22 protein-coding genes are annotated in these 24,764 nt (G+C 70.5%); 12 read left to right on the top strand and 10 right to left on the bottom strand.

What is annotated here, in order from left to right:
• Window positions 1-336 precede the first annotated feature (336 nt).
• Complete coding sequence (locus tag J2W78_RS08975) at window positions 337-2,022, top strand: methyl-accepting chemotaxis protein (RefSeq protein WP_253369867.1); 1,686 nt, start codon at window positions 337-339, stop codon at window positions 2,020-2,022.
• A 53-nt stretch (window positions 2,023-2,075) separates the two neighbouring features.
• Here J2W78_RS08975 and J2W78_RS08970 read toward each other — a convergent pair whose 3' ends face one another.
• The 4 genes from J2W78_RS08970 to J2W78_RS08955 form a co-directional block, all read right to left on the bottom strand.
• Complete coding sequence (locus J2W78_RS08970) at window positions 2,076-2,837, bottom strand: glycerophosphodiester phosphodiesterase family protein (protein ID WP_253369866.1); 762 nt, start codon at window positions 2,835-2,837, stop codon at window positions 2,076-2,078.
• On the bottom strand, window positions 2,834-3,307 hold the full coding sequence (locus J2W78_RS08965) for a RidA family protein (RefSeq protein WP_253369864.1): 474 nt from the start codon (window positions 3,305-3,307) through the stop codon (window positions 2,834-2,836). Before J2W78_RS08965 ends, J2W78_RS08970 begins: the two co-directional genes overlap by 4 nt.
• A 79-nt stretch (window positions 3,308-3,386) precedes the next feature.
• Window positions 3,387-5,555 carry a peptidase domain-containing ABC transporter gene (locus J2W78_RS08960; RefSeq protein ID WP_253369862.1) on the bottom strand — a complete coding sequence of 723 codons (2,169 nt, stop codon included), beginning with the start codon at window positions 5,553-5,555 and terminating at the stop codon, window positions 3,387-3,389.
• Window positions 5,552-6,841, bottom strand: a complete 1,290-nt coding sequence (locus J2W78_RS08955; RefSeq protein WP_253369861.1) for an HlyD family secretion protein — start codon at window positions 6,839-6,841, stop codon at window positions 5,552-5,554. Before J2W78_RS08955 ends, J2W78_RS08960 begins: the two co-directional genes overlap by 4 nt.
• A gap of 499 nt (window positions 6,842-7,340) precedes the next feature.
• Here J2W78_RS08955 and J2W78_RS08950 point away from each other — a divergent pair, with 499 nt between their 5' ends.
• The 4 genes from J2W78_RS08950 to argF all read left to right on the top strand — a co-directional run bounded on the left by J2W78_RS08950 (window position 7,341) and on the right by argF (window position 11,136).
• Window positions 7,341-7,553 carry a hypothetical protein gene (locus J2W78_RS08950; RefSeq protein ID WP_253369859.1) on the top strand — a complete coding sequence of 71 codons (213 nt, stop codon included), beginning with the start codon at window positions 7,341-7,343 and terminating at the stop codon, window positions 7,551-7,553.
• Between the two features lie 308 nt (window positions 7,554-7,861).
• Window positions 7,862-8,767 carry a helix-turn-helix domain-containing protein gene (locus J2W78_RS08945; protein WP_253369857.1) on the top strand — a complete coding sequence of 302 codons (906 nt, stop codon included), beginning with the start codon at window positions 7,862-7,864 and terminating at the stop codon, window positions 8,765-8,767.
• A 199-nt stretch (window positions 8,768-8,966) separates the two neighbouring features.
• A complete protein-coding gene (locus J2W78_RS08940) occupies window positions 8,967-10,157 on the top strand; it encodes an aspartate aminotransferase family protein (RefSeq protein WP_253369856.1) in 1,191 nt (396 codons plus the stop codon).
• Between the two features lie 28 nt (window positions 10,158-10,185).
• The gene (gene argF, locus J2W78_RS08935; protein ID WP_253369854.1) at window positions 10,186-11,136 is read left to right on the top strand and encodes an ornithine carbamoyltransferase; all 951 of its coding nucleotides are present in this window, start codon (window positions 10,186-10,188) and stop codon (window positions 11,134-11,136) included.
• Window positions 11,137-11,191: 55 nt separating this feature from the next.
• On the opposite strand, the gene J2W78_RS08930 is transcribed toward argF, so the two are convergent.
• Window positions 11,192-11,662, bottom strand: coding sequence for an SRPBCC family protein (locus J2W78_RS08930; RefSeq protein ID WP_253369852.1), 471 nt, complete (start codon window positions 11,660-11,662; stop codon window positions 11,192-11,194).
• 17 nt (window positions 11,663-11,679) lie between these two features.
• On the bottom strand, window positions 11,680-12,102 hold the full coding sequence (locus J2W78_RS08925; RefSeq protein ID WP_253369850.1) for a VOC family protein: 423 nt from the start codon (window positions 12,100-12,102) through the stop codon (window positions 11,680-11,682).
• Window positions 12,103-12,468: 366 nt separating this feature from the next.
• Here J2W78_RS08925 and J2W78_RS08920 point away from each other — a divergent pair, with 366 nt between their 5' ends.
• The 4 genes from J2W78_RS08920 to J2W78_RS08905 all read left to right on the top strand — a co-directional run bounded on the left by J2W78_RS08920 (window position 12,469) and on the right by J2W78_RS08905 (window position 18,077).
• Complete coding sequence (locus J2W78_RS08920; protein WP_253369848.1) at window positions 12,469-13,275, top strand: SDR family NAD(P)-dependent oxidoreductase; 807 nt, start codon at window positions 12,469-12,471, stop codon at window positions 13,273-13,275.
• A 3-nt stretch (window positions 13,276-13,278) separates the two neighbouring features.
• Entirely contained in the window at window positions 13,279-14,655 is a 1,377-nt protein-coding gene (locus tag J2W78_RS08915; RefSeq protein ID WP_253369846.1) for a dihydrolipoyl dehydrogenase, read from the top strand.
• Window positions 14,656-14,883: 228 nt separating this feature from the next.
• Window positions 14,884-17,511, top strand: a complete 2,628-nt coding sequence (locus J2W78_RS08910) for a histidine kinase dimerization/phosphoacceptor domain -containing protein (RefSeq protein ID WP_253369844.1) — start codon at window positions 14,884-14,886, stop codon at window positions 17,509-17,511.
• A gap of 8 nt (window positions 17,512-17,519) precedes the next feature.
• Complete coding sequence (locus tag J2W78_RS08905) at window positions 17,520-18,077, top strand: biliverdin-producing heme oxygenase (protein WP_253369842.1); 558 nt, start codon at window positions 17,520-17,522, stop codon at window positions 18,075-18,077.
• Between the two features lie 67 nt (window positions 18,078-18,144).
• Here the strand turns inward: J2W78_RS08905 and J2W78_RS08900 are convergent, their stop codons facing one another.
• Together J2W78_RS08900 and J2W78_RS08895 are read right to left on the bottom strand one after the other, a co-directional pair.
• A complete protein-coding gene (locus J2W78_RS08900) occupies window positions 18,145-19,305 on the bottom strand; it encodes a lysylphosphatidylglycerol synthase domain-containing protein (RefSeq protein WP_253369840.1) in 1,161 nt (386 codons plus the stop codon).
• The gene (locus J2W78_RS08895; protein ID WP_253369838.1) at window positions 19,298-19,750 is read right to left on the bottom strand and encodes a (2Fe-2S) ferredoxin domain-containing protein; all 453 of its coding nucleotides are present in this window, start codon (window positions 19,748-19,750) and stop codon (window positions 19,298-19,300) included. Before J2W78_RS08895 ends, J2W78_RS08900 begins: the two co-directional genes overlap by 8 nt.
• 255 nt (window positions 19,751-20,005) lie before the next feature.
• Here J2W78_RS08895 and J2W78_RS08890 point away from each other — a divergent pair, with 255 nt between their 5' ends.
• The 3 genes from J2W78_RS08890 to J2W78_RS08880 all read left to right on the top strand — a co-directional run bounded on the left by J2W78_RS08890 (window position 20,006) and on the right by J2W78_RS08880 (window position 22,842).
• On the top strand, window positions 20,006-21,352 hold the full coding sequence (locus J2W78_RS08890; protein ID WP_253369836.1) for a capsule biosynthesis protein: 1,347 nt from the start codon (window positions 20,006-20,008) through the stop codon (window positions 21,350-21,352).
• A 97-nt stretch (window positions 21,353-21,449) separates the two neighbouring features.
• Window positions 21,450-21,734, top strand: a complete 285-nt coding sequence (locus J2W78_RS08885) for a hypothetical protein (RefSeq protein WP_056199878.1) — start codon at window positions 21,450-21,452, stop codon at window positions 21,732-21,734.
• A gap of 130 nt (window positions 21,735-21,864) precedes the next feature.
• Window positions 21,865-22,842, top strand: a complete 978-nt coding sequence (locus tag J2W78_RS08880; RefSeq protein WP_253369835.1) for a phosphatase PAP2 family protein — start codon at window positions 21,865-21,867, stop codon at window positions 22,840-22,842.
• Between the two features lie 46 nt (window positions 22,843-22,888).
• Here the strand turns inward: J2W78_RS08880 and flbD are convergent, their stop codons facing one another.
• Both flbD and fliN read right to left on the bottom strand, forming a co-directional pair.
• A complete protein-coding gene (flbD, locus tag J2W78_RS08875; protein ID WP_253369832.1) occupies window positions 22,889-24,262 on the bottom strand; it encodes a sigma-54-dependent transcriptional regulator FlbD in 1,374 nt (457 codons plus the stop codon).
• Between the two features lie 153 nt (window positions 24,263-24,415).
• Complete coding sequence (gene fliN, locus J2W78_RS08870) at window positions 24,416-24,763, bottom strand: flagellar motor switch protein FliN (RefSeq protein WP_253369830.1); 348 nt, start codon at window positions 24,761-24,763, stop codon at window positions 24,416-24,418.
• Window position 24,764 lies beyond the last annotated feature (1 nt).

Here is a 24,764-nt window from a genome sequence, read left to right as displayed (position 1 = left end):
CCGGTTGATCGGTTCGGTTCAGCCCCCATCCCCGTCATTCCGAGGCGCTGACAAGCGAACCCGGAATCCACGATTGACCCCGACGCCATGCTTCGGTGTCCGCATCACGGACGGATCCCGGGTTCCGCCGTGCGGCCCCCCGGATGACGAGGGAGGTGACACCGGAGGAGTTGGCCGGAGACGGCATTGCTCCACACGCAGTCGTGATCCGGCACCCTGCATGTTCGAGCCTGCGGTGCAGGCCGCCGCATGCACTTTCCTGCAGAAATCGAGAGAACCTTAAGTAATCTGCGGCAAGGTGGCGCCCTGAGCGTACAACCTACCCCCGGATTCATGATGCGCGTGTCCCTCAAGACTGCCCTGGCGGGCTCGTTCAGCCTGTTGGCCGTGGTTGCCGCGGTTCAGGGGGGGATCAGCGTCGTCAAACTTGCGGCCATCGATCACGAAGTCCGCGACATCGCCGACAATTGGCTGCCCTCGGTCGGGCTGCTCGGCGATATCAGCACCGCGACGCGGGACGAGCGGGTGAAGACCTACCGCTACGTCGCCGCCTCGCCGACCGGCGCCGTGCTCGCCGAGAACGAGAAGAGCGTGCGGGCGAGCCAGGCGGCCCTCGAAGCCCTACGCCGCGCCTACGAGCCGATGATCGCCTCCCCCGAGGAACGGGCCCTGTACGAGCGCTTCGCCTCGACCTGGACGACCTATACGGGCCGGGTCGAGGCGATCGTCGCCCTGATGCGGGAGGGGCGCCAAGCTGAGGCGCTGGCCCTCCTCACCGGGCCCGAGGCCTTGGGCCTCGCGCAATCCGCGACCAAGGCGCTTCAGGAGAACCTCACCCTCAACAAGCGGGGCGCCAAGCAGAGCGTCGAGGGCGCTGTCGGAAGCGCGGCCTCCGCCACGGCCGCCGCCTGGGTCGCCATGGCCGTGACACTGCTCTCGGCACTCGCCGCCGCCCTGTTCGGCTGGTTCGGGATCTCGCGGCCGATCACGCGGATGACCGGGGCGATGGGTGCGCTCGCGGGCGGCGACGCGGCGGTGGCCGTGCCGGGGCGGGGGCGCGGTGACGAGATCGGCGCCATGGCCGCGGCGGTGCAGGTGTTCAAGGACAACCTGATCCGCACCCGCGCCCTGGAAGAGGAGACGCAGGCCGCCCGCGCCGGCGCCGAAGCGCAGCGCCGGGCCGCCGCGCGCGCCCTGGCCGACGACTTCCAGCGCGCGGTCGGCGGGATCGTCCAGGGCGTGACCGCCGCCGCGACCGAGCTTCAGGCCACTGCCGGGGCCATGACCGCCAACGCCACCCGGACCGCCGACCAGTCCGGCACGGTGGCCGCAGCGGCGGGGGAGGCGGCTGCCAATGTCGGCACGGTGGCCGCTGCGGCCGAGGAACTCGGCGCCTCGGTGCAGGAGATCGGCCGGCAGGTCGACGGCTCGGCGACGTTGGCGCAGGCCGCCGTGGCCGAGGCCGGCGAAACGGCGGCCCTCGTGCGCGACCTCTCGGACGCCGCCGCGCGGATCGGCGACGTGGTCGCGATGATCGCGACCATCGCCGGCCAGACCAACCTGTTGGCGCTCAACGCCACCATCGAGGCGGCCCGTGCGGGCGAGGCCGGCCGCGGCTTCGCGGTGGTGGCCGCCGAGGTCAAGGAACTCGCCAACCAGACCGCGCGGGCGACGGAGGAGATCACCGGGCAGATCGGCCGCATCCAGGGCGCGACGGGGCAGGCGGTTCGGGCCATCGACGGCATCTCGGGCCGCATCCGCGAGATCAGCGGCGTCGCCACCGGCATCGCCGCGGCGGTCGAGGAGCAGGGCGCGGCGACGCAGGAAATCGTGCGCAACGTCGCCCAGGCCGCGAGCGGGACCGGATCGGTCACGCGCACCATCGCGGAGGTGGCGGGCACGGCGGAGGAGACCGGGGCGGCGGCGGCCCAGGTGCTGGCCTCCGCGACCGAGCTGTCGCGCCAGTCTGAGTATCTCGGCGCGGAGGTCGGACGGTTCCTCGATACGGTTCGCGCGGCGTGAGCCGGCAGGGCTCTGCCCTGGACCCGCCAAAGGGCTTGCCCTTTGGGAGCCCGTTACGGACGAAAACCCTCGAAGACCATCTGGTCGGCGTGCTCGCGGGCCAGCACCCGCTGCGCCTCGGTGCGAACCGTCCAGGTCATCACCGGCATGTTCCCGAGCCGGCGGCAGAGATAGGGGACCGGGCCCGGCAGGTCGCCGACGCGCCAGGACAGGAAGTGCGGCCGGCTCACATGCAGGTGGAGCAGGCCCGACAATTCGGCCCGCACGGACGGCGCCAGCAGCGCGTAGTGCGGATCGTCCTGGCTCGCCTCAGCGACGATGCCGCGGGGCAGGTTCGGCGCGATCTCGGCGAGCGTCGCGACGATGCCCGGATCGAAGGATTTCAGCGCCACCGGCGCGTCGAGCCCGGCAACGATCTCGGCGGTGCGGCGGGTGAGCCGCCGGTCGCCGTCGAAGCGCGACTTGATCTCGACGATGACCGGGACGCGGCCCGCGACCCGCGCCAGGAAGTCCGGCAGGGTCGGGATGCGCTCCCCCGAGCCGGCCACGGTCAGCGTGCCGAGTTCGGCGGCCGTGCGGGATTCCACCGGCTCGGAGACGCCGGTGAGGCGCCCGAGCGCCTCGTCGTGGAACACCATCGCCTCGCCGTCGGCGCTGAGCTGCACGTCGCACTCGATGGCGTAGCCGCCCGCCACCGCCGCCTCGGCCGCGGCCAGGGTATTCTCGGGGATGCCGGCGGGGCGGTCGTGCAGGCCGCGATGGGCGATCGGACGGGCGATGAGCCAGTCCGGCGCCCGCTCCAGCCCCCCGCTCACGCGACCTCGAACATCGCCTCGACCTCGACGGCGGCGTCGAGGGGAAGCTCGGCCACACCCACCGTCGAGCGGGCATGGCGGCCGCGGTCGCCCAAAATCTCGACCATCAGGTCCGAGGCGCCGTTCATGATCGGGGCAAGACCCGAAAAACTCGGCACCGCGTTGATGAAGCCGCCGAGCCGCACGCATTGCACGACGCCGTGGTCGAGGTCGCCCACCGCCGCCTGGACCTGGGCCAGCACGTTGAGCGCGCAGAGCCGGGCCGCCGCGATACCCTGCTCGGCCGAAACCTCGGCACCGAGCTTGCCCTTGTGGGCCGGGTCGAGGGTGCCGTCCGGCCCGAAGCAGATCTGGCCGGAAATGACGACGAGGTTGCCGGTGCGGATATAGGGCACGTAGTTCGCGACCGGGGCCGCCGCCTTCGGCAGCTTCAGGCCGAGCGCTTCCAGACGTTCCTTGACCGAGTTCATCACCGTCTCTCCTTGATCCTGCGGGGCTCTGAGCACGGGCGCGGGGCGATCCGCAAGGGGGCGTGTGGCGTAAGGCTCCTCAACCGGCGGTCGCCGTCGCCTGCGCCGAAACCCGCGGCGCGTCGGCGGAAAAGTCGTAGCGCAGATCGGCATGGGCCACGGTCGCCGGGCGGTGGGCGACGATGACCCGCGTCATCTTCAGGTCGCGAAGCGCGGCGGCGATCACCGCCTCGGTCGGCTCGTCGAGCGCACTCGTCGCCTCATCCAGAAACAGGATCTCCGGGCGGCGGTAGAGGGCACGCGCCAGGATCACCCGCTGGCGCTGGCCGCCCGAGAGCGTCGAGCCCATGTCGCCCACAAGCGTCTCGAAGCCCATCGGCGTGCGGGCGATGTCGTCGAGTATCGCGGCGCGGGCGGCGCATTCGCGGATCCAGCCGGGATCGGGCCGCTCGTCGAAACAGGCGATGTTCTCGGCGATCGAGCCGGCGAACAGCCCGTCATCCTGCATCACCCCGGCGATGCGGGCGCGGTAGGCCGCCAACCCCCCGGAGCGGATGTCGCGGCCATCGACCAAGACCGCGCCCTCGGAGGGGGGCAGCAGGCCCATCAGGATCTTCATCGCCGAACTCTTGCCGCAGCCCGAGGGGCCGGTGATGGCGAGGCTTTCGCCCGGCGGCACCTCCAGGCCGAGATTGCGGAACACCCAGGGCTCGTCGTCGCCGTAGCGCAGGGACAGGCCGACCGCGCGCAGACCCGCGCCGCGCACCGGCGGACGCTCTCCGGCGAGGAGGGCAGGGCCCGCGACCGGGGCCACCGCGGCGGGCATCGGTGCGGCGGCCTCCTCCGGCTCGGTCATGACGATGTCCGAGAGCCGGTCGGTCTGCACGTTGAGCATCCGGAGCTGGAAGCCCGATTGGATCAGGTTGCCGATGCGGGTCGAGAACTGGTCGCGATAGGCCAGAAACGCCACCAGCATGCCGAGCGTCATCGACTGGTCGATCACGGCCCGGGCGCCGAGCACCAGCAGGATCAGCCGGTCGGCGCCGAACAGGAACTCGTTGCCGCGCCCGAACACGAGGTCGAGCCGCTGCAACCGCAGCCGCGCGTTCAGCGCCTGGACGAACTGGTTCATCCACGTGCCGCGGCGGCGCTCGCGCAGGTTCAGGAGCTTGACGCTCGCCATGCCGCGCACGGTCTCGATGAAGTGGCTCTGCTGGCGTGCCTCCGCGACGATCGCCTCCTCGGTGCCCTCGCGGTAGGCCTTGTAGGCGGCGATCCGAAGCCCCGCGTTGAGCGCGGTGGCGGCGAGCGCCACGAGGGCGAGCCAGCCGCCGTAGAGGAACAGCATGATCAGCATGCCGACCGACATCAGCCCGTCGAGGAGTGCCTGGACGAGATCGGTGGTGATGCCCTTCTGGATCGTGGCGAGCGTGCCGAAGCGGGAGATCACGTCGCCGACATGCCGCTTCTGGAAATAGTCGAGCGGCAGCCGGGAGAGGTGGTCGAACAGCGAGCCCGACCACTGATAGTTCAGCTTCGTCCCCGTGAGCATGATCGCCCAGCTCCGGGCGACGCCGAGCCCCAGTTGCAGCACGAGCAGCAGGGCGAGGCCGAGGGCGACGACGAGGAGCAGGTCGAGGTCGCCGTTCACGATGACCTCGTCGATGACGATCTGCGATGCGATCGGCATCAGAATCGCGACGAGTTCGATCCCGAGCGAAAGCGCCAGGATCTGCGCCATCGCCGAGCGGATGCCGGCCATGCCCCGGAACAGGTCGGAGAGCGCGAGGCCCTTCACGGCCCGCTCGCGCACGAAGCTCTGGTTCGGTGCCACCTCCAGGGCGACGCCGGTGAACTCCCGCGAGGCTTCCGCGAGGCTCAAACGTCGGCGCCCGCGAGCGGGATCGTGGATCACGATCTCCCGGCGCCCGACCCGCGCCAGGACGACGAAGTGGTTGAGCCCCCAGTGCAGGATGCAGGGCAGGCGCAGGCGGCCGAGATCGGGCAGTTCCACCCTGAGCGCCCGCGTCGAGAGCCCCATCGTGCCCGACAGGTCCATCAGGTTGCGCAGGGTCATGCCCTTGAGCGAGAGGGCGTGGCGGGCGCGCAAGCTTCCGAGATCGACCCGGCGGCCATGGTAGCCCAGCACCATGGCGAGGCAGGCCATGCCGCACTCGGCGGCCTCCGCCTGGAGCACGACCGGCAGGCGCCGCCGGAAGCCGAACTGAAGATCCGACAGCAGGCTCAACGTACCCCTCCTTCGGTGACGAGATCGACGCTGCGCTTGACGTGGTAGAGGGGGTCGAGGAGCCAGCGGTAGAGGGCGCGCTTCTCGAGCGCGATGTCGGCCTCGACCCGCATCCCGGCCTCCAGCCGGCGCGGCTCGCCGTAGGCCGTCACGCTGTCGGCGTCGGGCCGCACGATGATGCGGTAGACGCCGGCCTTCCCGGCATTTTTGGCCGTGTCCCTCGCCGCCTCGGGCTGGGCGTCGCCTTCGAGCGGGGCGCGGGTCACCTCCGTCACCGTGCCCCGGTGCAGGCCGAAGCGCTGGAACGGGAAGGCGGCGTAGCGCAGCATCACGGAAGCCCCGGGCTCGATGAAGCCGATCGCCGAGGAATCGACGAACAGGTTGGCCTGCAGCCGGCCCTCGCTCGGCAGCAGGGTGAGCAGGTTTGCCCCCGCCGCCACGGTCTGCCCGGCCTGCGCCCGGATCGAGGTGAGGATGCCGCGCTCGGGCGCGCGCACCTCGATGGCGCGGCGCGCCTCGCTCTCGGCCCGCTGCTGTTCGAGCTGCGCGGCGGTGCGGTCGAGTTCGGCCAGATCGCGGGCCAGGGTCTCGTCGAAGGTCGCGAGCTTGGCGCGCAGATCGCCGAGCTTGCCCTCGACCTGAAGCCCGCCCTGGCGGAACTGCGCGAGCTGCGAAGTCGCCTGGAGGTAGAGGTAGTTCTGGCTCTGGAAGTCGGCCGCACGGGCAAAGCCGCGGGTCACGAGGTCGGCGAGTTCGTCGGCGCGCGCCTTGAGCGGCGGCACCAGCTTTTCCTGGAGCGCGAGTTGCTCCTCGATCTTGGCCCGCTGCGCCTCGAGGTTGGCGACTTGCTCCCTCAAGCCCTCCTTCTCGGCGGTGGCCATGGCGGCGCGGGCGGCGCGCTGGCGCTCCACGCTCTCCCGCTGCCGGCCGAGTTGGGCGATCACCCGCTCCTGCGTCGGGCCGCTCGCCGAGACCGCGTCGAGGTCGATGGTGAAGAGGAGTTGGCCGCGCTCGACCCGGTCGCCCTCTTTGACGCCGGACGCGCTGACGCGCCCCGCCAGCGGGCTCGCCACGGTGATGAGGCCGACATCGGGGGCGAGCAGGCCCTCGGCATGGACCCGGCGGGTGTAGCTGCCGAGCCAGGCGTAGACGCCGACGAGGATGGCGAAGGCGAGGCACAGGCCGACCACCACGCGGATCGCCAGAGGCTGGATCACCTGAGCCTCGCCGAGCCAGGCGCTTCGTCGTGCCTCCACGACCTCGCGACGGAACAAGGGCGCGTTCACCGGGGGGCCTCCTTGCCCGTCGCAATCAAACGATAGGATGCGTTGTTCTGACGCATGTAGGTCATAATCCGCAACAGAATCAAATTTTTAGCTGCGATCGTCTCGCGGGCGGCCGGTTCCTCGGCGGACAGGTCAATTTTTGTCCCCTGTACGGGGGGCGCTCGTCCCGCCGACCTCACCCCGCAAAGGATTCCGCGAAGGCCGGCCAAGCCGGTCGGCCAAGGGGGGCCCCAAGGGGGAGTGTGCGGCGAACGCGTACGGCCGGTGGCGGAGCGTGGAGACCGGATGCGACTGCTGGTCGTGCTGTGAGGGATCAAGATATGTCCATCCGAGAAGTCTCAAGCCGATCACCCCGGACCGTATACCGCAGCCTGGGTTGCCTGCCGGAATAATATCCGTACCTTATCCAACAGAGCGACGGACTATCGCCGCTCTTATTCCACAGGAAGACAGAAATACAGAACGTTCTTCCAATATCATTCGGACAAAGGAGAAAACCATGCAGCAGAACATTGATGCCGTCCGCGAGCTGAACGCTGCGGAGCTGGATCAGGTCGGCGGCGGTCTGTCTCTCGGCCTCGATCTCGATCTCAGCAGCGAACTCGGGGCCGTGTCCGGTGTCGTCGATCAGGTGGGCGGCCTCGTCGGCGGCACGCTCGATACCGTGCTCGGCGCGGTGGGTGGCCTGCTCGGCGGCCTGCTCGGGAAGTAATTTCTCCTCCTGATACGGTTTCCCACGGAAGCGGCCGACCCCACCGCTTCCGTGGGCCTCGCGCGGGACGCGGCGACCGGGCGCGCCCTCGACGGGCGCCTCCCGCTGGCACGATCGACCGCGGGCCGGGGAACCGGTCGAGGGAACGACCGCGAGGGCGGGCCGTTTTCATCCGTTCGGATCGAAGCGTTGCCGTGTCCGCCGCCGTTCCCTCGGTTCCGGGTGAGGGCGGCCGAGACAGCCAAGGCAATAAGGATTTCGAGGCGCGCCCCGGAGGCGCGCCAGCGAGAGGGAGAACGACGCGGCCGATGAGCGTTCCGTTCGTCAACGCCTCGGTGCAGGGCGATCTCAGCGCCCCGCCCGACCGGATTTTCGGCCAGATCCCCGCCAGCGGCCTCGACGGCATCGCCTTCCTCGATTTCGCCTACGAAACGGCGGGTTCCAGCACACACCGGGTCGATGGTCTTCTTGTCGGCACGTGGCACGGCGGCTGGTACGGTCTGAGCCGGACTACGCTCACCTTCAGCGGCGACAGCCCGACCGGCAGTGAGCCCTGCGACGAGCGCACCGGCGAGGCCTTCGTCCTGCGCGGGCCCGGCTATGCCGGCCGCACGCTCTGGAGCGGGCAATGCCGCGGGCGCTATCTCGCCTTCATGCCCGCCGCGGTGGAGCGGATGATCGAGGCGCCGCTCTCGCATCTCCGGATCGATTCGATCACCTGCGATCTCACCGAGCGGATGACCGTCTCCCATCTCCTGGCTGCCCTGGGGCAGGCGGCCAGCGGCCACGACAGCGCCGCGGACGCGCTTCTGGTCGACAGCGTGGCGCTCGCGGTGCTGCGCGCCTCCGGCGCCCTGTCGAGCCCGCCCACCCGCAAAAGCGCGGCACTCACCGCCCGGCAGGCGCGGCGGGTGCGCCAACTCGTCGCCGAGCGGATCGATGCGCCCCTGTCTCTGGGAGAGATGGCGGCGGTAGCGGGCCTCAGCGAGGGCTACTTCGTGCGCGCCTTCAAGGGCACCTTCGGCGTGACGCCCTATCAATATGTGTTGCGCGAGCGCGTGACGCTGGCCCAGTCGCTGATCCGCTCCGGCACCGTCTCCCTGAGCGAGGCCGCCCTGCGTGCGGGCTTTCCCGACGCGCGGCGGATGGGGCGGACCTTCCGCAAGATCATCGGGCGCTCGCCGACGGAATCGACCCGGCTGCAGCGGGCCTGAACCCGGCGATCGGGTGCCGGACGGCACCGCGGCACGACGATTTCGGGCGGATCGCGGTGCCGCGGGCCGCCCCGGCGCCGTCCTGCGATTGACAGAAGCGCCTCGTTTCTTAGTAATCGCGCGCGTGCCGCCCGTCCCCCGAGGCGGCACTTTCTTTTGGCGACTTCCCCCTGGATCGAGCCCGAGGAGACGGACCCGCGTGACCTCCGCCCTGCTGCCGACCTATGCCCGCGCACCGATCGCTTTCGAGCGAGGCGAGGGCGCATGGCTGGTCGCCGAGGACGGCGACCGCTACCTCGATTTCGGTGCCGGCATCGCCGTCAACGCCCTTGGCCACGCCCATCCGCATCTGGTCGAGGCGCTGACGGCGCAGGCGCAAAAGCTCTGGCACACCTCGAACCTGTTCCAGATCCCGCAAGGGGAGCGGCTGGGCCAGCGGCTCGTGGACGCGACCTTCGCGGACGTGGCCTTCTTCGCCAATTCCGGCGCCGAGGCGAATGAAGCCGCCATCAAGATGGCGCGCAAGTACCACGCGGCGGGCGGCCATCCCGAGCGCTACCGCATCGTCACCTTCGAGGGCGCCTTCCACGGCCGCACGCTCGCGACCATCGCGGCCGGCGGCCAGCAGAAGTACATCGAGGGCTTCGGCCCGAAGGTAGAGGGCTTCGATCAGGTGCCGGTCGGCGACCTCGCCGCCCTGGAGGCCGTGATCGGGCCGGAGACCGCCGCCCTGATGATCGAGCCGATCCAGGGCGAGGGCGGCCTGCGGGTGATCGCGAGCGAGACGCTGCGGCGCCTGCGCGCCCTCTGCGAGGCGCACGGTCTGCTCCTCATCATGGACGAGGTGCAGACCGGCGTCGGCCGCACCGGCAAGTTCTTCGCGCATGAATGGTCGGGCGTCACGCCGGACATCATGAGCGCGGCCAAGGGCATCGGCGGCGGCTTCCCGCTCGGCGTCTGCCTCGCCACGGCCGAGGCCGCCCGCGGCATGACGGCGGGCACCCACGGCACCACCTTCGGCGGCAACCCGCTCGCCATGGCGGTGGGCAACGCCGTGCTCGACGTGGTGCTCGGTGACGGCTTCCTGGCCCATGTCGAGCGCATCGATCTGCTGCTGACGCAGAAGCTCGCGGGTCTGATCGACCGGCACCCCCACGTCTTCGCCGAGTTGCGCGGGCAGGGGCTGATGCGGGGCTTGAAGCTCAACCTGCCGAACACCGAGTTCACGGCGGCCGCGCGCGCGCGGCACCTGCTGGTGATCCCGGCCGGCGACAACGTGGTCCGCCTCCTGCCGCCGCTGATCGTCGGCGAGACGGAGGTGGACGAGGCCGTGGCCCGGCTCGAGGCCGCGGCGACCGATCTGGAGGCGCAGATGCGCGGGGCCGCCTGAGGGCGGCACCGCGAGCGTAGATATTGAGATGACCACGACCCTGAACGGCAGCGGCCCGCATGTCCGCCACTTCCTCGACCTGAAGGACCTCTCCGCCGAGACCCTGCGCGGTATCCTCGACACCTCCGCCGCGATGAAGCGCGCGCGGGTGAAGGGCCAGCGCGCGGCGGAGCGACCGCTCACCGGCAAGATGCTGGCGATGGTGTTCGACCGGCCCTCGACCCGCACCCGCGTCTCCTTCGACGTGGCGATGCGCGAACTCGGCGGCGACACCCTGATGCTGACGGGCAAGGAGATGCAGCTCGGCCGCGGCGAGACGGTGTCCGACACCGCCCGCGTGCTGTCGCGCTTCGTCGATGCGATCGTGATCCGCACCCTCGATCACGGCCTGGTGATGGAGCTGGCCGAGCATGCCGAGGTGCCGGTCATCAACGCGCTGACCAAGGCCTCGCATCCGTGCCAGATCATGGCCGACCTGCTGACCTTCGAGGAGCAGCGCGGGTCGATCCAGGGCCGCACGATCGCGTGGTCGGGCGACGCCAACAACGTGCTGGCGAGCTGGGTCCACGCCGCCGCCCGCTTCGACTTCACCCTCAACGTCGCCGCGCCGCGGGAACTGGCGATGCCGCCGGCCCTCGTCGATTGGGCCAAGCGCGAGGGCGCGCGGGTCAACGCCACCACCGACGCCTATGCGGCGGTCGAGGGGGCCGATCTGGTCGTCACCGATTGCTGGGTCTCCATGGGCGACGATGACGAGCATTACCGCCACAACCTGCTCTCGCCCTACCGGGTGGACGCGGCGCTGATGAAGGCTGCGTCCAAGGACGCGCTGTTCATGCACTGCCTGCCGGCCCATCGCGGCGAGGAGGTCACGGCGGACGTGATCGACGGGCCGCAATCGGTGGTGTTCGACGAGGCCGAGAACCGACTGCACGCGCAGAAGGGCATCCTGGCGTGGTGCCTCGGCGAGCCCGCCTGATCCGAGGTCACGACCATAACCCTCCCCCGCAGAGGGGGAGGGTTTCTCGGAGCCGTCAGCTCAACCCCGTCACCACCTCGGTGAGCTGATCCGCGCAGATGCCCCAGCCCTGCTCGAAGCCCATCGCCTCGTGCGCTTGGCGATCCTCCAGCGTCCAGTGGCGGGCGCGGGCGGTGTAGCGGGTGCCGCCGGCCTCGTCGGCGAAGGTGAGGATCACCGTCAGGAACGGCTTCTCGGACGGCACCCAGGCCGACGTGTAGGCGTCGGTGACGACGAGGCGCGTGTCCGGCACCACCTCCAGATAGACGCCCCGGTTGGGCAGATCCTGCCCGTCGGGACTGCGCATCACGACGAGACTCGACCCGCCCGGCCGCAGGTCGAGTTCGGCGACCGGCGTCGTGTAGGGTTTCGGGGCGAACCAGCGCTTCACCAGCTCCGGCTCGGTCCAGGCGCGCCAGAGCGCCCGGCGCGGCGCCGGGATCAGGCGGGTGAGGACGAGGTCGCGGGGATCGTCGGCGTCGCTCATGCTGTCTCTCCGATGGTTCAGGCTGGGCGCTTGGCTTGGTTCATCGCCCAGATCACGCCGAACGGGTCGCGGAGCTGCCCGTAGACGTCGCCCCAGAACATCTCCTGGTAGGGCGTCACCACCTCGGCGCCGGCTGCGACCGCCCGGTTCCACCACACGGCGATGTCCTCGACCGGCAGGAGCAGGCTGAAGGCCTGCGGCGCCTGGAGCGGGTGGCCGTATTCGGGAAAGGCATCGGAGAGCATCACCGACGTCCCGTTCACGACGAGGTGGACGTGCATGGTCCGCCCCTTTTCGTCCGGGGGCACGGAGGCGACGATCTCGGCGCCGAAGGCGTTCCGGTAGAACTCGGCCGCCCGCAGGGCGCCATCGAGCGTGAGATAGGCGACCACGCCGCCCTTCGGGGGCACGGCCGGTGACGCCGCGTCGGTCTCGCTCATCGTCGCTCTCCCTGTTCGCTTCTCAGGCGTCGCGGCGCGGAGGGTGCCGCGCGTCGCCGGTTCGCGCAAAGACTTTTTGGAGAGGCGTCTCCCGAGGCCGCCATGTCGTCCCTGACGGACCCGCCCCGTTTTCCTCCCCCTCGCGCGAACGGTCGGATCGCCGCAGTCGAGGGCCCGGCTGGAACGATCCCCCACGCCCTCCGTTGGCACGCGGTTTTGGAGTGCCTCACACAACGCCCGATCACCGATCGTCTCGCTTCCGGGCACGGCGGTGCAGCGGGGGTTGTGTGAGAGACACTGAGCAAATGGTCGCCGCGCCGACGCCGCACGGTCGAACCGGACGCCGCCAACAAAGAGGATCGATTCATGGATCTCGGCATCAGCGGCCGCGTCGCGGTGATCACCGGCGGCGATTCCGGCATGGGCTACGCCAGCGCGGAATATCTGCTGCGTGAGGGCGTCAAGATCGTCCTCTCCGACCTGAAGGAGAAGGAACTGGGGGAGGCGGCCGCGCGGCTCGCGGCACTCGGCCCGGTCAAGTCCTGCCAAGCCGACCTCTCGTCGGATGCGGGCGCGCTCAAGCTGCGCGACTTCGCCGAACAGGCCTTCGGCGAGACACCCACCATCCTCGTCAACGCCGCCGGCGTCACCGGCGCCACCGGCGACTTCCTGGAGATCGACGACGAGGGCTGGATGTCGACGATCCAAGCCGACCTGATGGCGGCGGTGCGGATGGCGCGTGCCTTCATCCCCGGAATGCGGACCCAGAAATGGGGGCGGATCGTGTTCTTCACCTCCGAGGACGCGGTGCAGCCCTATGTCGAGGAACTGCCCTACTGCGCCGCCAAGGCCGGCCTGATGAACCTGACCAAGGGCCTGTCCAAGGCCTACGGGCCGGACGGGGTGCTGGTGAACTCGGTGGCCCCCGCCTTCGTCGCCTCGCCGATGACCGATGCGATGATGGAGAAGCGCGCCGGGGAACTCGGTGTCTCCTTCGACGAGGCGATCGAGAGCTTCCTGGAGGAAAAGCGCCCCGGCATCGTCGTCAAGCGGCGCGGCCGGGTCGAGGAGGTCGCCTCGGCGGTCGCCTTCCTGTGCTCGGAACAGGCGAGCTTCATCACCGGCGAGAACCTGCGCGTCGATGGCGGCGCCGTCCTCACCATGGCGTCCTGAGCGATGCGGGAACTCTCTTGCGACGTCGCGGTGATCGGGGCCGGCACCGCCGGCATCGCCGCCCACCGCGCCGCCCTCGATGCGGGCGTCCGCGCCGTGCTGATCGAGCAGGGCCCCGGCGGCACCACCTGCGCCCGCGTCGGCTGTATGCCCTCGAAGCTGCTGATCACCGCAGCCGAGGCGGCGCAGGAGGCCCGCGAGGCGCATCGGCTCGGCATCCGCGTCGGCGAAGTGCGGGTCGATGGTCCGGCGGTGCTGGCCCGGATGCGGCGCCTGCGCGACCGCTTCGTGGGGTCGGTGTTCGAGGGGCTCGACGCCTTCCCCGACGAGACGCGCCTTACGGGGCGAGCCGTGTTCGAGGGGCCGGATTGCTTGCGGATCGACGACCACACCCGCCTGCGCTTCAAGGCGGCGGTGCTGGCGACCGGGTCCAGCCCGAGCGTGCCCGAGCCGCTGAAGGGGCTGGGCCACCGGGTTCTGACCACCGATACCGTGTTCGAGATCGAGGACCTGCCGGCCTCGCTCGCCGTTCTCGGTGCCGGCCCGGTCGGCCTCGAACTCGCCCAGGCCATGGCCCGGCTCGGCGTGGCGACCAGCGTGTTCGATCCCGGCGACAGCCTCGGGGGCTTGCGCGATCCCGATCTGAAGCGGGCCGCCCGCGAGATCTTTTCCGATGCCTTCGACCTGCATCTCGGCGCGAACGTCGAGAGCGGTGAGGCCGCGGGCGAGGGGGCACGCCTCGGCTGGAGCGGTGACGCGGGCAAGGGCGACAAGACCTTCGATCGGGTGCTGTCTGCCGCCGGCCGTCCGCCGAACGTTTCGGGAATGGGTCTGGAGCACACCGGCGTGACCCTCGACGACCGGGGCGGCCCGGTCCACGATCCCCGTTCGCTGCTCTGCGAGGGTGCGTCGATCCTGATCGCGGGCGACGCCAATGCCGACCGCCCGGTACTGCACGAGGCCAGCCGCCAGGGCCGCATCGCCGGCCGCAACGCCGTGCGGCTCGCCCGCGGTGAAGGGATCGAGCGGCCGGAGCGCTGGGTGGCGCTCACCATGGTGTTCAGCGATCCGCAGATCGCCGTGATCGGCGGCGGCTTCGACCCCGAGGCGGATCGCCGCGTCGGCCGCGCCGATTTCTGCGACCAGGGCCGGGCTCGGGTGATGGACCGGGCGCAGGGCGGCGTCCGCCTCTACGCCGAGGCCGACGGGCGCCTCGCCGCCGCCGAGTTGATCGGCCCTGAAGCGGAGCATCTCGGTCACCTTCTGGCCTATGCGGTGCAGGACGGGCTGGACGTGCGGCGTTTGCGCGACCGTCCCTTCTACCATCCGACCCTGGAAGAGGGTCTCGATACGGCGCTCTCGGATCTTGACGATCACTGAAGGAAGCCGATCGCGCCGGGGCTGCCACCCTGCCTTCGCGAGGATGCGGGGTCGCCGCTCGGCCGCTGCCGCGTCCAGCGATGCACGGTGCCGCGGGGGAATGTATGTAATCAGACAAAGCTTGGTCTTGTCAGACACTTGGTACGGCCTTCACGAGTGCCGAGACGCGTGCCGAGGGCAGACTCGGCATTGCCTAACCGGGGCGCGGCAGGCATACCGACTGCCACAATGGTCGATCCGTCGGAGATGAACGCCGTGGGGCCGAACGGTGGTCCGGTCGACCTTCCGGTCGATCTCGATGCCCTCACCGCTGAGCAGCGGGATGAACTCGGCGTGGGCATTCTTGCTCTCAACGCCGTCGGGATCGTGCTCGCCTGCAATCGGGCCGCGGGAACGCTGTGCGGCCTGTCGCCCGACACGATGATCGGGCGCCATTTCTTTCGCGAGCTCGTGCCGAGCGCCAACGTGCCGAGCTTCTACGGCCGCTTTCTCAGCGGCCAGCGCCGGAGCGCGACCGATCAGGCCTTCGAATTCGTGTTCGGCCGCATTCCGGCTCCCCTGCGGGCACGAATCGGCCTGCGGTCCGGGGCGGGCGGCCGCGTCTGGCTCACCATCACCCCGCTGGAGCAGATCGCCGCCGGCCCCTCGCGTGAGGCCGTCCTCGCGGCGATCGCCCAGCGCAGCCGCGCCGAGCCGGTCGATCCGAGCCTGTGCGAGCGTGAGCCGATCCACATTCCCGGCTCGATCCAGCCGAACGCGGTGATGCTTGCCGCCGATGCAGCGAGCCTCGAGATCCTGGCCTTCAGCGCCAACGCCGCCGACGTGCTGGCGCCCGAGCTTTTTCCGCCCAACGGCCTCAACCTGGAGGCGGTGCTGCCGGGTGCGATCGTCTCCGCGATCCGCGACGGGCTCGCCGCCCACACCCTGACCGACGGGCGGCTCCTGCGCCGCTCGCTTACGCTTCCACCGCGCGACGAGCGCCTCCACCTCGTGGCCCATGCCCATCTCGGCCGAGTCATCATCGAATTGGAGCTGGCGCCGGAGCGCCCCGAGGACTTCCTCGCCGCGAGCCCGCTCGACGCCGAACTCGCCATGATGCGGCTGCGCGCCGCTGAGACCTTGACCGAGGCAGCACAGATCGCTGCCCTCGAAATCCGCGCCATGACCGGTTTCGAATCGGTGCTGGCCTACCGTTTCGACGCGGATTGGAACGGAGAGGCCATCGCCGAGGACATGGTGCCGGATTGGCAGCGCCCGCTGATCGGCCTGCGCTTTCCCGCCTCCGACATCCCGGCCCAGGCTCGCGCCCTCTACACAAAGGCCAAGAGCCGCTTCGTGATCGACCGCGACTGCGTACCGGTGCCGCTGGTCGCCGACCGCTCTGCCGGCAACGCACCGATCGACCTCACCTTCGCGCAGAACCGCTCGCTCTCGCCGATCCACCTCGAATACCAGCGCAATCTCGGCGTCGACGGCTCGATGTCGATCTCGATCATGGTCGAGAACCGGCTCTGGGGCCTGATGATCGGCCATCACCGCCGGCCGCACTACGTCGCGCCGGAGACCCGCGCCGCGGCGACCGTGCTCACCGACGCCTTCGCCATGCGGGTGCAGGAGATCGAGGGCAAGACGCTGTGGGGCGAGCGGCAGCGCCATCTCGACGTCCAGGGTCGGCTGGTGCGCGGGCTCACCCGCTCCGACGACTTCGTGGCTTCGCTGACGAACGGCAACCCGACGCTGCTCGACCTGTTCGAGGCGACGGGCGCGGGCATCATCTCGGACGAGTCCGTCTGTCTCGTCGGGGCGACCCCGCCCGAGGCGGCGGTGCGCGCGCTCGCCGACTGGCTGCGGCAGAGCTTAGCCCCCGGTGAGACCACCTTCGTCACCGACACGCTGGTGCTGCACCACGCGCCGGCCTCCGCCTATACCGAGGTCGCCAGCGGCCTGCTCGCGGCCTTCGTCGGCACCTCGCGCCAGCATCTGCTGTTCTGGGTCAAGCCCGAGGTGCCGAGCACGGTGACCTGGGGCGGCGACCCCCGCAAACCCGTCCTGCCCGGCAGCGGCCCGGTGGCGGTGCTGCCGCGGCGCTCGTTCGAGCGCTGGATCGAGGAGCGGCGCGGCCATTCCGCCCCGTGGGCTACGTGGAAGGTGGCGCTCGCCGCACAGCTCGCCGACGCCGTGGACGGCGTGGTGCTGCGCCAGCGCCGCAAGATCGACGAGCTGACCGGGCTGCTCGCCGACAAGGAGCGCCTGCTGGAGCAGAAGGATCTGCTCACCCGTGAGATCGACCACCGGGTGAAGAACTCGCTGCAGATCGTGACGGCCTTCCTGCACATGCAGCGGCGCCATATCGCCGACCCGGAGGCGCGCCAGGCCTTCTCCGAGACCTCGGCCCGCGTCATGAGCGTCGCGCGGGTGCACGACAGCCTGTACCAGGGCGAGAGCATGGAGCAGGTCGATCTCGGCCAGACCATCCAGGCCCTGTGCAGCGATCTGGCCGGCATGGCCGGCGACGAGCACAGTGTCGAGATGACCGCCGAGCCCGGCCTGATGGTGCCCTACCAGCACGCGGTGGCGCTCTCGCTGATCACCACCGAACTTGTGACCAACGCATTCAAATACGCCGGCGGGCCCGACAAGGGCGCGCGGATCAGCGTCACCGTGGCGGGCGGCGAGGGGGCGGCCGTCCGCCTCAAGGTCTGCGACGACGGGGAGGGGATGCCGCCGGGCTGGGAGAACGCCAAGGCGCGGGGCACCGGGCTCGGCATGAAGCTGATTCGCGCCATGCTCGACCAGATCGGCGCCCGCCTCGACGTCGAGAACGCCGACGGCGCCTGCTTCACCGTTCACGCCTGAGCCCCTTCGTGAGCGACAGCCTGCACGCCCGCCTGCGGGAGGCCACGCAAGTGGCGCACGAGGCGCTGGAGCGCGACCTCGATTGGGAGGCGCGCGTGGCGACGCTGCCCGGCTACCGCGACCTGCTGGTCCGCCTGCGCGGCTTCCACGCCGCCTACGAGCCGGCGATTGCGGCCGCGCTCGCGGACGCAGCCTTCTTCGATCCGCGCCGACGGCTTGCGGGTCTCGATGCGGATCTGCACGCCCTCGACGGGGCGGCGCTCGGCACTCAGCCCATGCCCGCCGCGCCCCGCCTCGACGGGGCGGGCGCGGCGCTGGGCGCGCTCTACGTGCTGGAGGGCTCGACGCTGGGCGGCGCCGTCATCGGCCGCCACGTCGCCCGCCTGCACGGGGAGGGCGTGCCGCTGGCCTATTATGCCGGCCGCGGTCGCGCGACCGGACCGCTTTGGCGGGAGTTCCGCGAGCGTCTGGACGGTGTGCCGGAGGCAGAGGCCGCCACCGCCTTCGCCGCCGGCATCGCGACGTTCGAGGCGATGCGCGGGTGGCTGACGACGAGCGAGGGCTGATCGGCTAGGTTTCTCCAGGGCTCCGCCCTGGACCCGCGAAAGGACCTGTCCTTTCGAAACCCGAAACTCAGCGCGGTGGCAACACCTGCGCCCGCTTCGCTTCCAGCGTCTGCCAGACGATCAGCGAGGGCAGGCCCAGCGCCACGTCGGGCACGCGCTTGGCGAGCGACAGGGCGATGGCGGTGCCCGCATCGAGCCCGAACAGGGCGCCCACCACGACGAAGCCGCCCTCCTGCACACCGAGCCCGCTCGGGACGGCGAAGGCCGCCGACTTGATCGCCTGCGAGAGCGATTCCAGCACCAACACCTCGGTCAGGCTCACCTCGACACCGATGCAGGCGAGCACGATCCAGATCTCGGCCGCGCCGAGCCCCCAGGCCACGGCGTGCAGGGCGACGGATTGGGCGATGCGCCCGCGGCGGCCCCGCGCCCAGACCGCATCGAGGGCCTCCTGCACCGAGAGGATGCCCGCCGCGCCCGCCTCCGGTTTTGCCCCCTCCGGGGCCGCCGAGCGCAGGAAGCGGCGTCCGAGGGCGGCCAGGCGCCGCTCCAGCCCCCGCGCCACGCCGAGCGTCTGCAGGGCGAAGAAGGCCGCGACCGCCGCGACCGCGACCACCGCGGCCTGCGTCGTCCACCACGCGAGCACGGCAGCGGCCTCCCCCGGCAGCCGCCAGAGCAGCCCGGCACCGAACCCGGTGAAGGCCACCTGCGTCGCGACCTGGATCAGCATGTCGGCCAGCAGCGAGGCGGCCGCGAGGCTGCCCGCGACGCCCCAGAAGGTCAGCAGGCGCCCGCCCACCACCTCGCCGCCCACCGAGGCGACCGGCAGGAGCACGTTCACGCCCTCTCGCACGAAGCGCAGGATCACGAAGGCGCCGGTCTCGATCGGGGGCTCGGCGGCCTTCGCGGGATGGATGTGACGTCCCGAGGGCGGGATGCCGCGCAGCAGCCGCGCCCAGGCGAGCCCGCACAGCAACACGATGACGGCCCGCACCCCCACGATGGCCGCCAGTCCCGCCGGACCGATCCGCCCGAAGGCCGTACCGATCGCCGCAAGGTCGTTGGTGGCGACGAGCCAGACGCCCAGCCCGAGCCCGACCAGGGTGCCGACGAGCGGCAGCCGGCGCAGCAGCCCGCGCAGGAGACGCCCCGGTAGCGGCACTTCGGCGGGCCGGTCCGAGGAGGGATCGTCGCGCCCGTCCCTACGGCCGGCGGGTGCCTCAGCCATTGCCGGCTCCATCGGGCGGAACGGCCGGGCTCGGCTCGGCCGCTGTGAACACCGCGACGGATGCGGCCGGCGACGGCACCACGGCGGCGAGGGTGAGGGCTAAGGGACCGAGGGCATCGAGGGCCGGATCGACGAGGATGACACGGCGGCGCGCCAGGGATTCCGGCGTGGCCAGCGTCAGCATCCGCTTGGGGCAGGGCCCGAGACAGCCCGTTTCCAGCACCCGGACCTTGCCGGCGCCCTTTTTCGCGCCTTGCCTGAACGCCCGTTTGACGGCACGGCCGAGCTGCTTGCGGTCCACGCCCTGGCGCTTGGCGCATTTGCGGCACACCAGCACGAGGTCCGAGAAGCCCGCCTTGGCCGTCCTGGCCTTGGTCGTCTCGGCCCGGGCCGATTCGACCCGGTCTTCTCGGGGCGCCCCACCCGGATCCTGCCGCCGTCCCACATGTCCTCCCGTCCGGCCCTTCGATTCGGGCCGTACTCCGTTTCGGGGGCGGTATCGCAGCCCCCCTGCCCAGGGCGCAATCCCGGCGGATCGCCGCGCCTTAAAAAGGGCCGAAAAGAACGTGACCTGAGCCTTCAGACAGGATGCCGCCCCGAGCTTGCCGAAGCGTCCGGCCCGAGCGTATCGCGAGGGGACGGGCGCGAGGTCCCTCGCGCGGGCGGGCTCCGGCCGCGGATCCGTGAGGACCCCCATTCGATGAGTTCCGACGACGAGGTCAAGCAGGCGACCAGGGTCCGGCCGAGCCCGAGCGTCCAGTCGCTGATGGATCTTGCCCGGCGCTCCGTGCCGGATCTGCGGCGCAACGCCGAGACGATCGAACCGGTCTCCCCGGGCAAGGGCCGGGGCTTCGGCGGGGCGCTGGTCGAGCGGGCGCGCCGCACCCTCGAATGGACCCGGCTGCCCGGCCTGCGGCCGCGGGAGGCGCGCCCGCCCGAGCGGATGGCCAAGCGGCTGTTCCGCAGCTACTGCCTGTTCGCGCTGGCGCCGACCGCGGTGGTCGGCCTCTACGTCTTCGCGATCGCCAGCCCGCAATACATCGTCGTGTCGCAGTTCGCCGTGCGCGGCAACGTCGAGCCGATGGCCAGCGCCGAACTCGGCCTGCACAGCGACCTGATCCAGAAGCACAACAGCCAGGACAGCTTCATCCTGCGCGACTACATCGGCAGCCGGCCGATGGTGGAGGCCGTCGACGCCAAGCTCGGCCTCGAACGGATGTTCTCGCAGGACGGGATCGATTTCTGGGCCGGCTACGGCGCGGGTCAGCCGATCGAGAAGCTGGTGCGGTACTGGCGCCGGCAAGTGGTCCCGCACATCGATGCGATTTCCGGCGTGATCCACCTGAAGGTGCGCGCCTTTAAGCCCGAGGACGCGGTCGCGATCTCGCAGGAGGTGATCGCCCGCTCCGAGACCTTGATCAACAGCATCTCGCGCCGCGCCCAGGGCGACATGATCGCCAACGCGAAGAAGGAGGTCGAGCAGTCGTTCGAGCGGCTCAAGCAGGCGCGGATCGCGATGCAGGAGTTCCGCAACCGCTGGGGCATCATCGACCCGGTGAAATCGGCCGAGGCGGCCGTGACCACGATCGAACTCCTGCGCAAGGACAAGATCAAGGCGGAGAACGACCTGCGCGTGCTGCGCGACTCCAAGCTCGACGAGAAGAACCGCGGCATTCAAGTGCTCGTGGCCACCGTCGGCGCGCTGGACGGACAGATCAAGGATCTGCAGGGCCGGCTCACCACCGACGGCATCGTCTCGAATTCCGAGCACAACCTCACCCAGGCCCTGCTCGAATACGAGGGCCTGATGGTCGAGCAGACGGTGGCGGAGAAGCTCAACGCTTCGATGCAGATGATCCTCGACCGCGCCCGGATCGCGGCCGCCAAGCAGCAGATCTATCTGGCGACCTTCGTGCCGCCCCTGCTGCCGACCTATTCGGAATATCCGGCCCCCTTCTACGCCTTGTTCGCGGCCCTGTTCTGCTTCACCGTCCTGTGGAGTTCGGTCTCGCTCGTGACCGCAGCGGTCAACGACAACCGGCTCTAGATCCTTGTCGTGACACGCATTCCGACGAGCTGGCTTCCAGTTCGTCGGAATGCGTTCTAAGCGGCGGCAGGCAAACGGCTTTCATCGAACGGCTTCCATGGCGGATTTCACCGATCTCATCGCGCGCGCCGTCAGCCCGTCCATGAGTCGGGAGGAGCGCGATCAGGTCTACACCGTGGTCCGGCAGGCGGTGCAGCGGCTCCAGGACCGCGAGGGCCTCGCCGGCGACGATCCCCGCATCTTGCTCCAGCGCCACCTGATCGAGGAGACGATCCGCGACGTCGAGTTCGACATCGTCCGCTTCCTCACCCTGCGCAAGATCGAGCAGGCGCGCGCGGCGCAGAACGCCGAGTACGAGGCGCAGTTCACCAAGAAGCGGTGAGGGGCCGGCAGCCTCTCGCAGCAGCGGCCGGCACGGGGCCGCGGTAACAAAACAATACAATTGATAGTTGTTTTCATGCGATGGAAACAACTCATGCATGACGCTTGGGCCTCCGGCCAGCGAGCGCTCCATGCCTGTCCCATCCCTCTTCACGTCCAGGGTGGCGGATGCCGCCGGCCCGTCGCTGGCCACCTACGGCCTGCTGGTCCTGTCGGGCGCCGCCGCCCTGTGCGTCCAGAGCCTGACGGGCGTCTGGCTCAGTACGTCCGGCGTCCAGTGGCTGGCGCCGCTGTCGATGCTGGCGGGCGCCGTCTACTTCAACACCCGCGCGATCCGCCCCCGCTTCGGCGCCGCGCTCGCCCTTCTCGCGGTTCTGATCGTGCAACTGCCCATCACCAGCGCCCTGGCCTACGGTGTTCAGGCTTTCAGCCTGCCGCTGCGCGACGACTGGCTCCTCAGGATCGATCGCGCCTTCGGCTTCGACTGGCCGAGCTTCCAGGCCGCCATGGTCGAGCGGAGCGGCCTGATGGAGATCCTGGGCCGCGCCTACGAGACGTTCTTCATGCAACTGGCCCTCGCGCCCCTCATCCTCGCGGCTCTGGGCGCGGTGCGCCGGGCCGATCGTTTCGTCGCCGCCTTCATCCTCTGCGTGATGGCGACGACGCTCGTCAGCGCCGTGCTGCCGGCCGAGGGCGCGGCCGGCCTGCTCGGCCCGGACAGGGCGCATCTGCTGTTCCAGGGCGCGACGCCGCTCGGCGATCTGCACGCGTTGCGGGCCGGCTCGCTGCGGGCCGTGGCGCTGGAGGCGGTCGGCCCGCTGATCTCCTTCCCGTCGCTCCACTGCGCCGTCGCCTACCTCGTGACGGCCGCGCTCTGGCCGCTGAGAGCTCTGCGCTGGGCCGTGCTTGCGCTGAACGCCGTGATGACGGTCTCGGCCGTGACGCACGGGGCCCATTATGCCTGCGATTGCGCCGCGGGCCTGCTCGTCGCCGCCGTCTCGTTCCATGCCGCCGGCCGGCTGGGTGCCTGGAGCGATGCGGCGCTCGGGCGGATGCGCGGCGCTGCCGGCCGCACCCGCCTCGCGGGACCCGATGCCGCCGCCGGCTGATCGGCTCGGTCTGTCGACCGTCCTCGCGAGGCGTCCGAAAGCCGTCTCAGCCGTAGGCCGCCATGGCCCGCACGCCGCCGGGCTCGGCCACCTTCACGCCCGCCTCGACATACTCGTTGAGCTTGTTGCGTAAGGTTCGGATCGAGATGCCGAGGATGCGCGCGGCGTGCGTGCGGTTGCCGAGGCAATGGTCGAGGGTGTCGAGGATCAGGTCGCGCTCGACATCCGCCACGGTGCGCCCGACGAGCCCGCGGGTCGCCGCCTCCGCCGCGCTCGCCGCCCGCTCGACCGGGCCGGAGGCCGCCGTCGGCGCCGCGAGCGATTCGCCCTCCGGGCTCAGGATCGCCTCCGGACCGATCTCGGCGCCTTGCGCCAGGAGCACGGCGCGGTGGATCGTGTTCTCCAGCTCGCGCACGTTGCCGGGCCAGGGGTTGCGGGCGACCAGGGCCTGCGCCTCGCGGGTCAGCGGACGCAGCGACAATCCGTTCAGCTCCGCGTATTTGCGCGCGAAGTGGGCGGTGAGTTCGAGGATGTCGGCCAGCCGCTCGCGCAAGGCGGGCAGGCGCAGATGCACGACGTTGAGGCGGTAGTACAGATCCTCGCGGAACGTGCCCTTCTTCACCTCGTCGGCGAGGTTGCGGTTGGAGGTGGCGAGCACGCGGATATCGACCTTGACGGGGGCGCCGCCGCCGACCCGGTCGATCACCCGCTCCTGAAGCGCGCGCAGCAGCTTGGATTGCAGCCGCACGTCCATCTCGGAGATCTCGTCGAGGAGCAGCGTGCCGCCATTGGCCTCCTCGAACCGGCCGATGCGCCGGGCGACCGCGCCGGTGAAGGCGCCCTTCTCGTGGCCGAACAGCTCGGATTCGAGCAGGGCCTCGGGGATCGCCGCGCAATTGACCGAGACGAACGGACGGCTCGCCCGGTTCGACTTGGCGTGGACGTGGCGGGCCAGCACCTCCTTGCCGGTGCCGCTCTCGCCGGTGATGAGCACGGAGGCTTCCGAGCGGGCGACCTGCTCGGCGAGCCGCACCACGCGCTCCATGGACGGATCGCGCCAGATGAAGCTGCGGGCGTCCGCCGCGACGGCCTCGAGGACCGCCGCGATCAATTCGGGATCGGGGGGGAGGGGGATGTACTCCTTGGCCCCCGCCTGGATCGCCGCCACCGCGGCGCGGGCGTCGGAGGCGATGCCGCAGGCCACCACCGGTGTGCGGATGCGCTCGTCTGACAGAGCCTGCACCATCCGGCGGATGTCGAGGCCGACATCGACCATCACGAGGTCGCCGCCCTTGGCGCGCAGGGCCGCGAGCCCCTGGTCGATCCCGTCGGCGTGGGTGACCGAGGCGCCGCGGTTCATGGCGATCTTCGAGGCGGTGACGAGTTCGCTCGAGAGCCGTCCGACGATGAGCAGCCGCATGGCGTGGTATCTCCGAAAATTCGATCCGTTTCAGGTGGCTCGCCCCGGCCTGCGATGACCCTTCATCGCAGGCCGCCCCCGCGACTGCGGGGCGGCGGCCGCCCGCCGGACGTGCCGACACGGACCGGAGGTCCGGATCGGCACAACAGAGGATCAGTGATCGTTCTTGATGATCTCGGTCATGGTGACGCCGAGGCGCTCCTCGACCAGCACGACCTCGCCGCGGGCGACGAGGCGGTTGTTGACGAAGATGTCGATGGCCTCGCCGACCTTGCGGTCGAGTTCGAGCACGGCGCCGGGGCCGAGCCGCAGGAGGTCGCCGATCGGCATGCGCGAGGAGCCCAGCACCGCCGAGACCACCACCGGCACGTCGAAGACCTGTTCGAGATCCGCCGCGTTCTTCGGGCTCGTCGGCGCGTCGCGGACGGAAGCTGCACCGCCCTCGTCGTAGGGCAGGTCGCCCTCGTTGAGCTGGGGCAGGCTGAAATCGTCGCTCGACATC

It is taken from the genome of Methylorubrum extorquens, from assembly GCF_024169925.1.
Lineage (GTDB): Bacteria > Pseudomonadota > Alphaproteobacteria > Rhizobiales > Beijerinckiaceae > Methylobacterium > Methylobacterium extorquens_A.
Note: the sequence above shows the minus strand (reverse complement) of the source record. Positions and strands in the feature narration are given on the sequence as shown.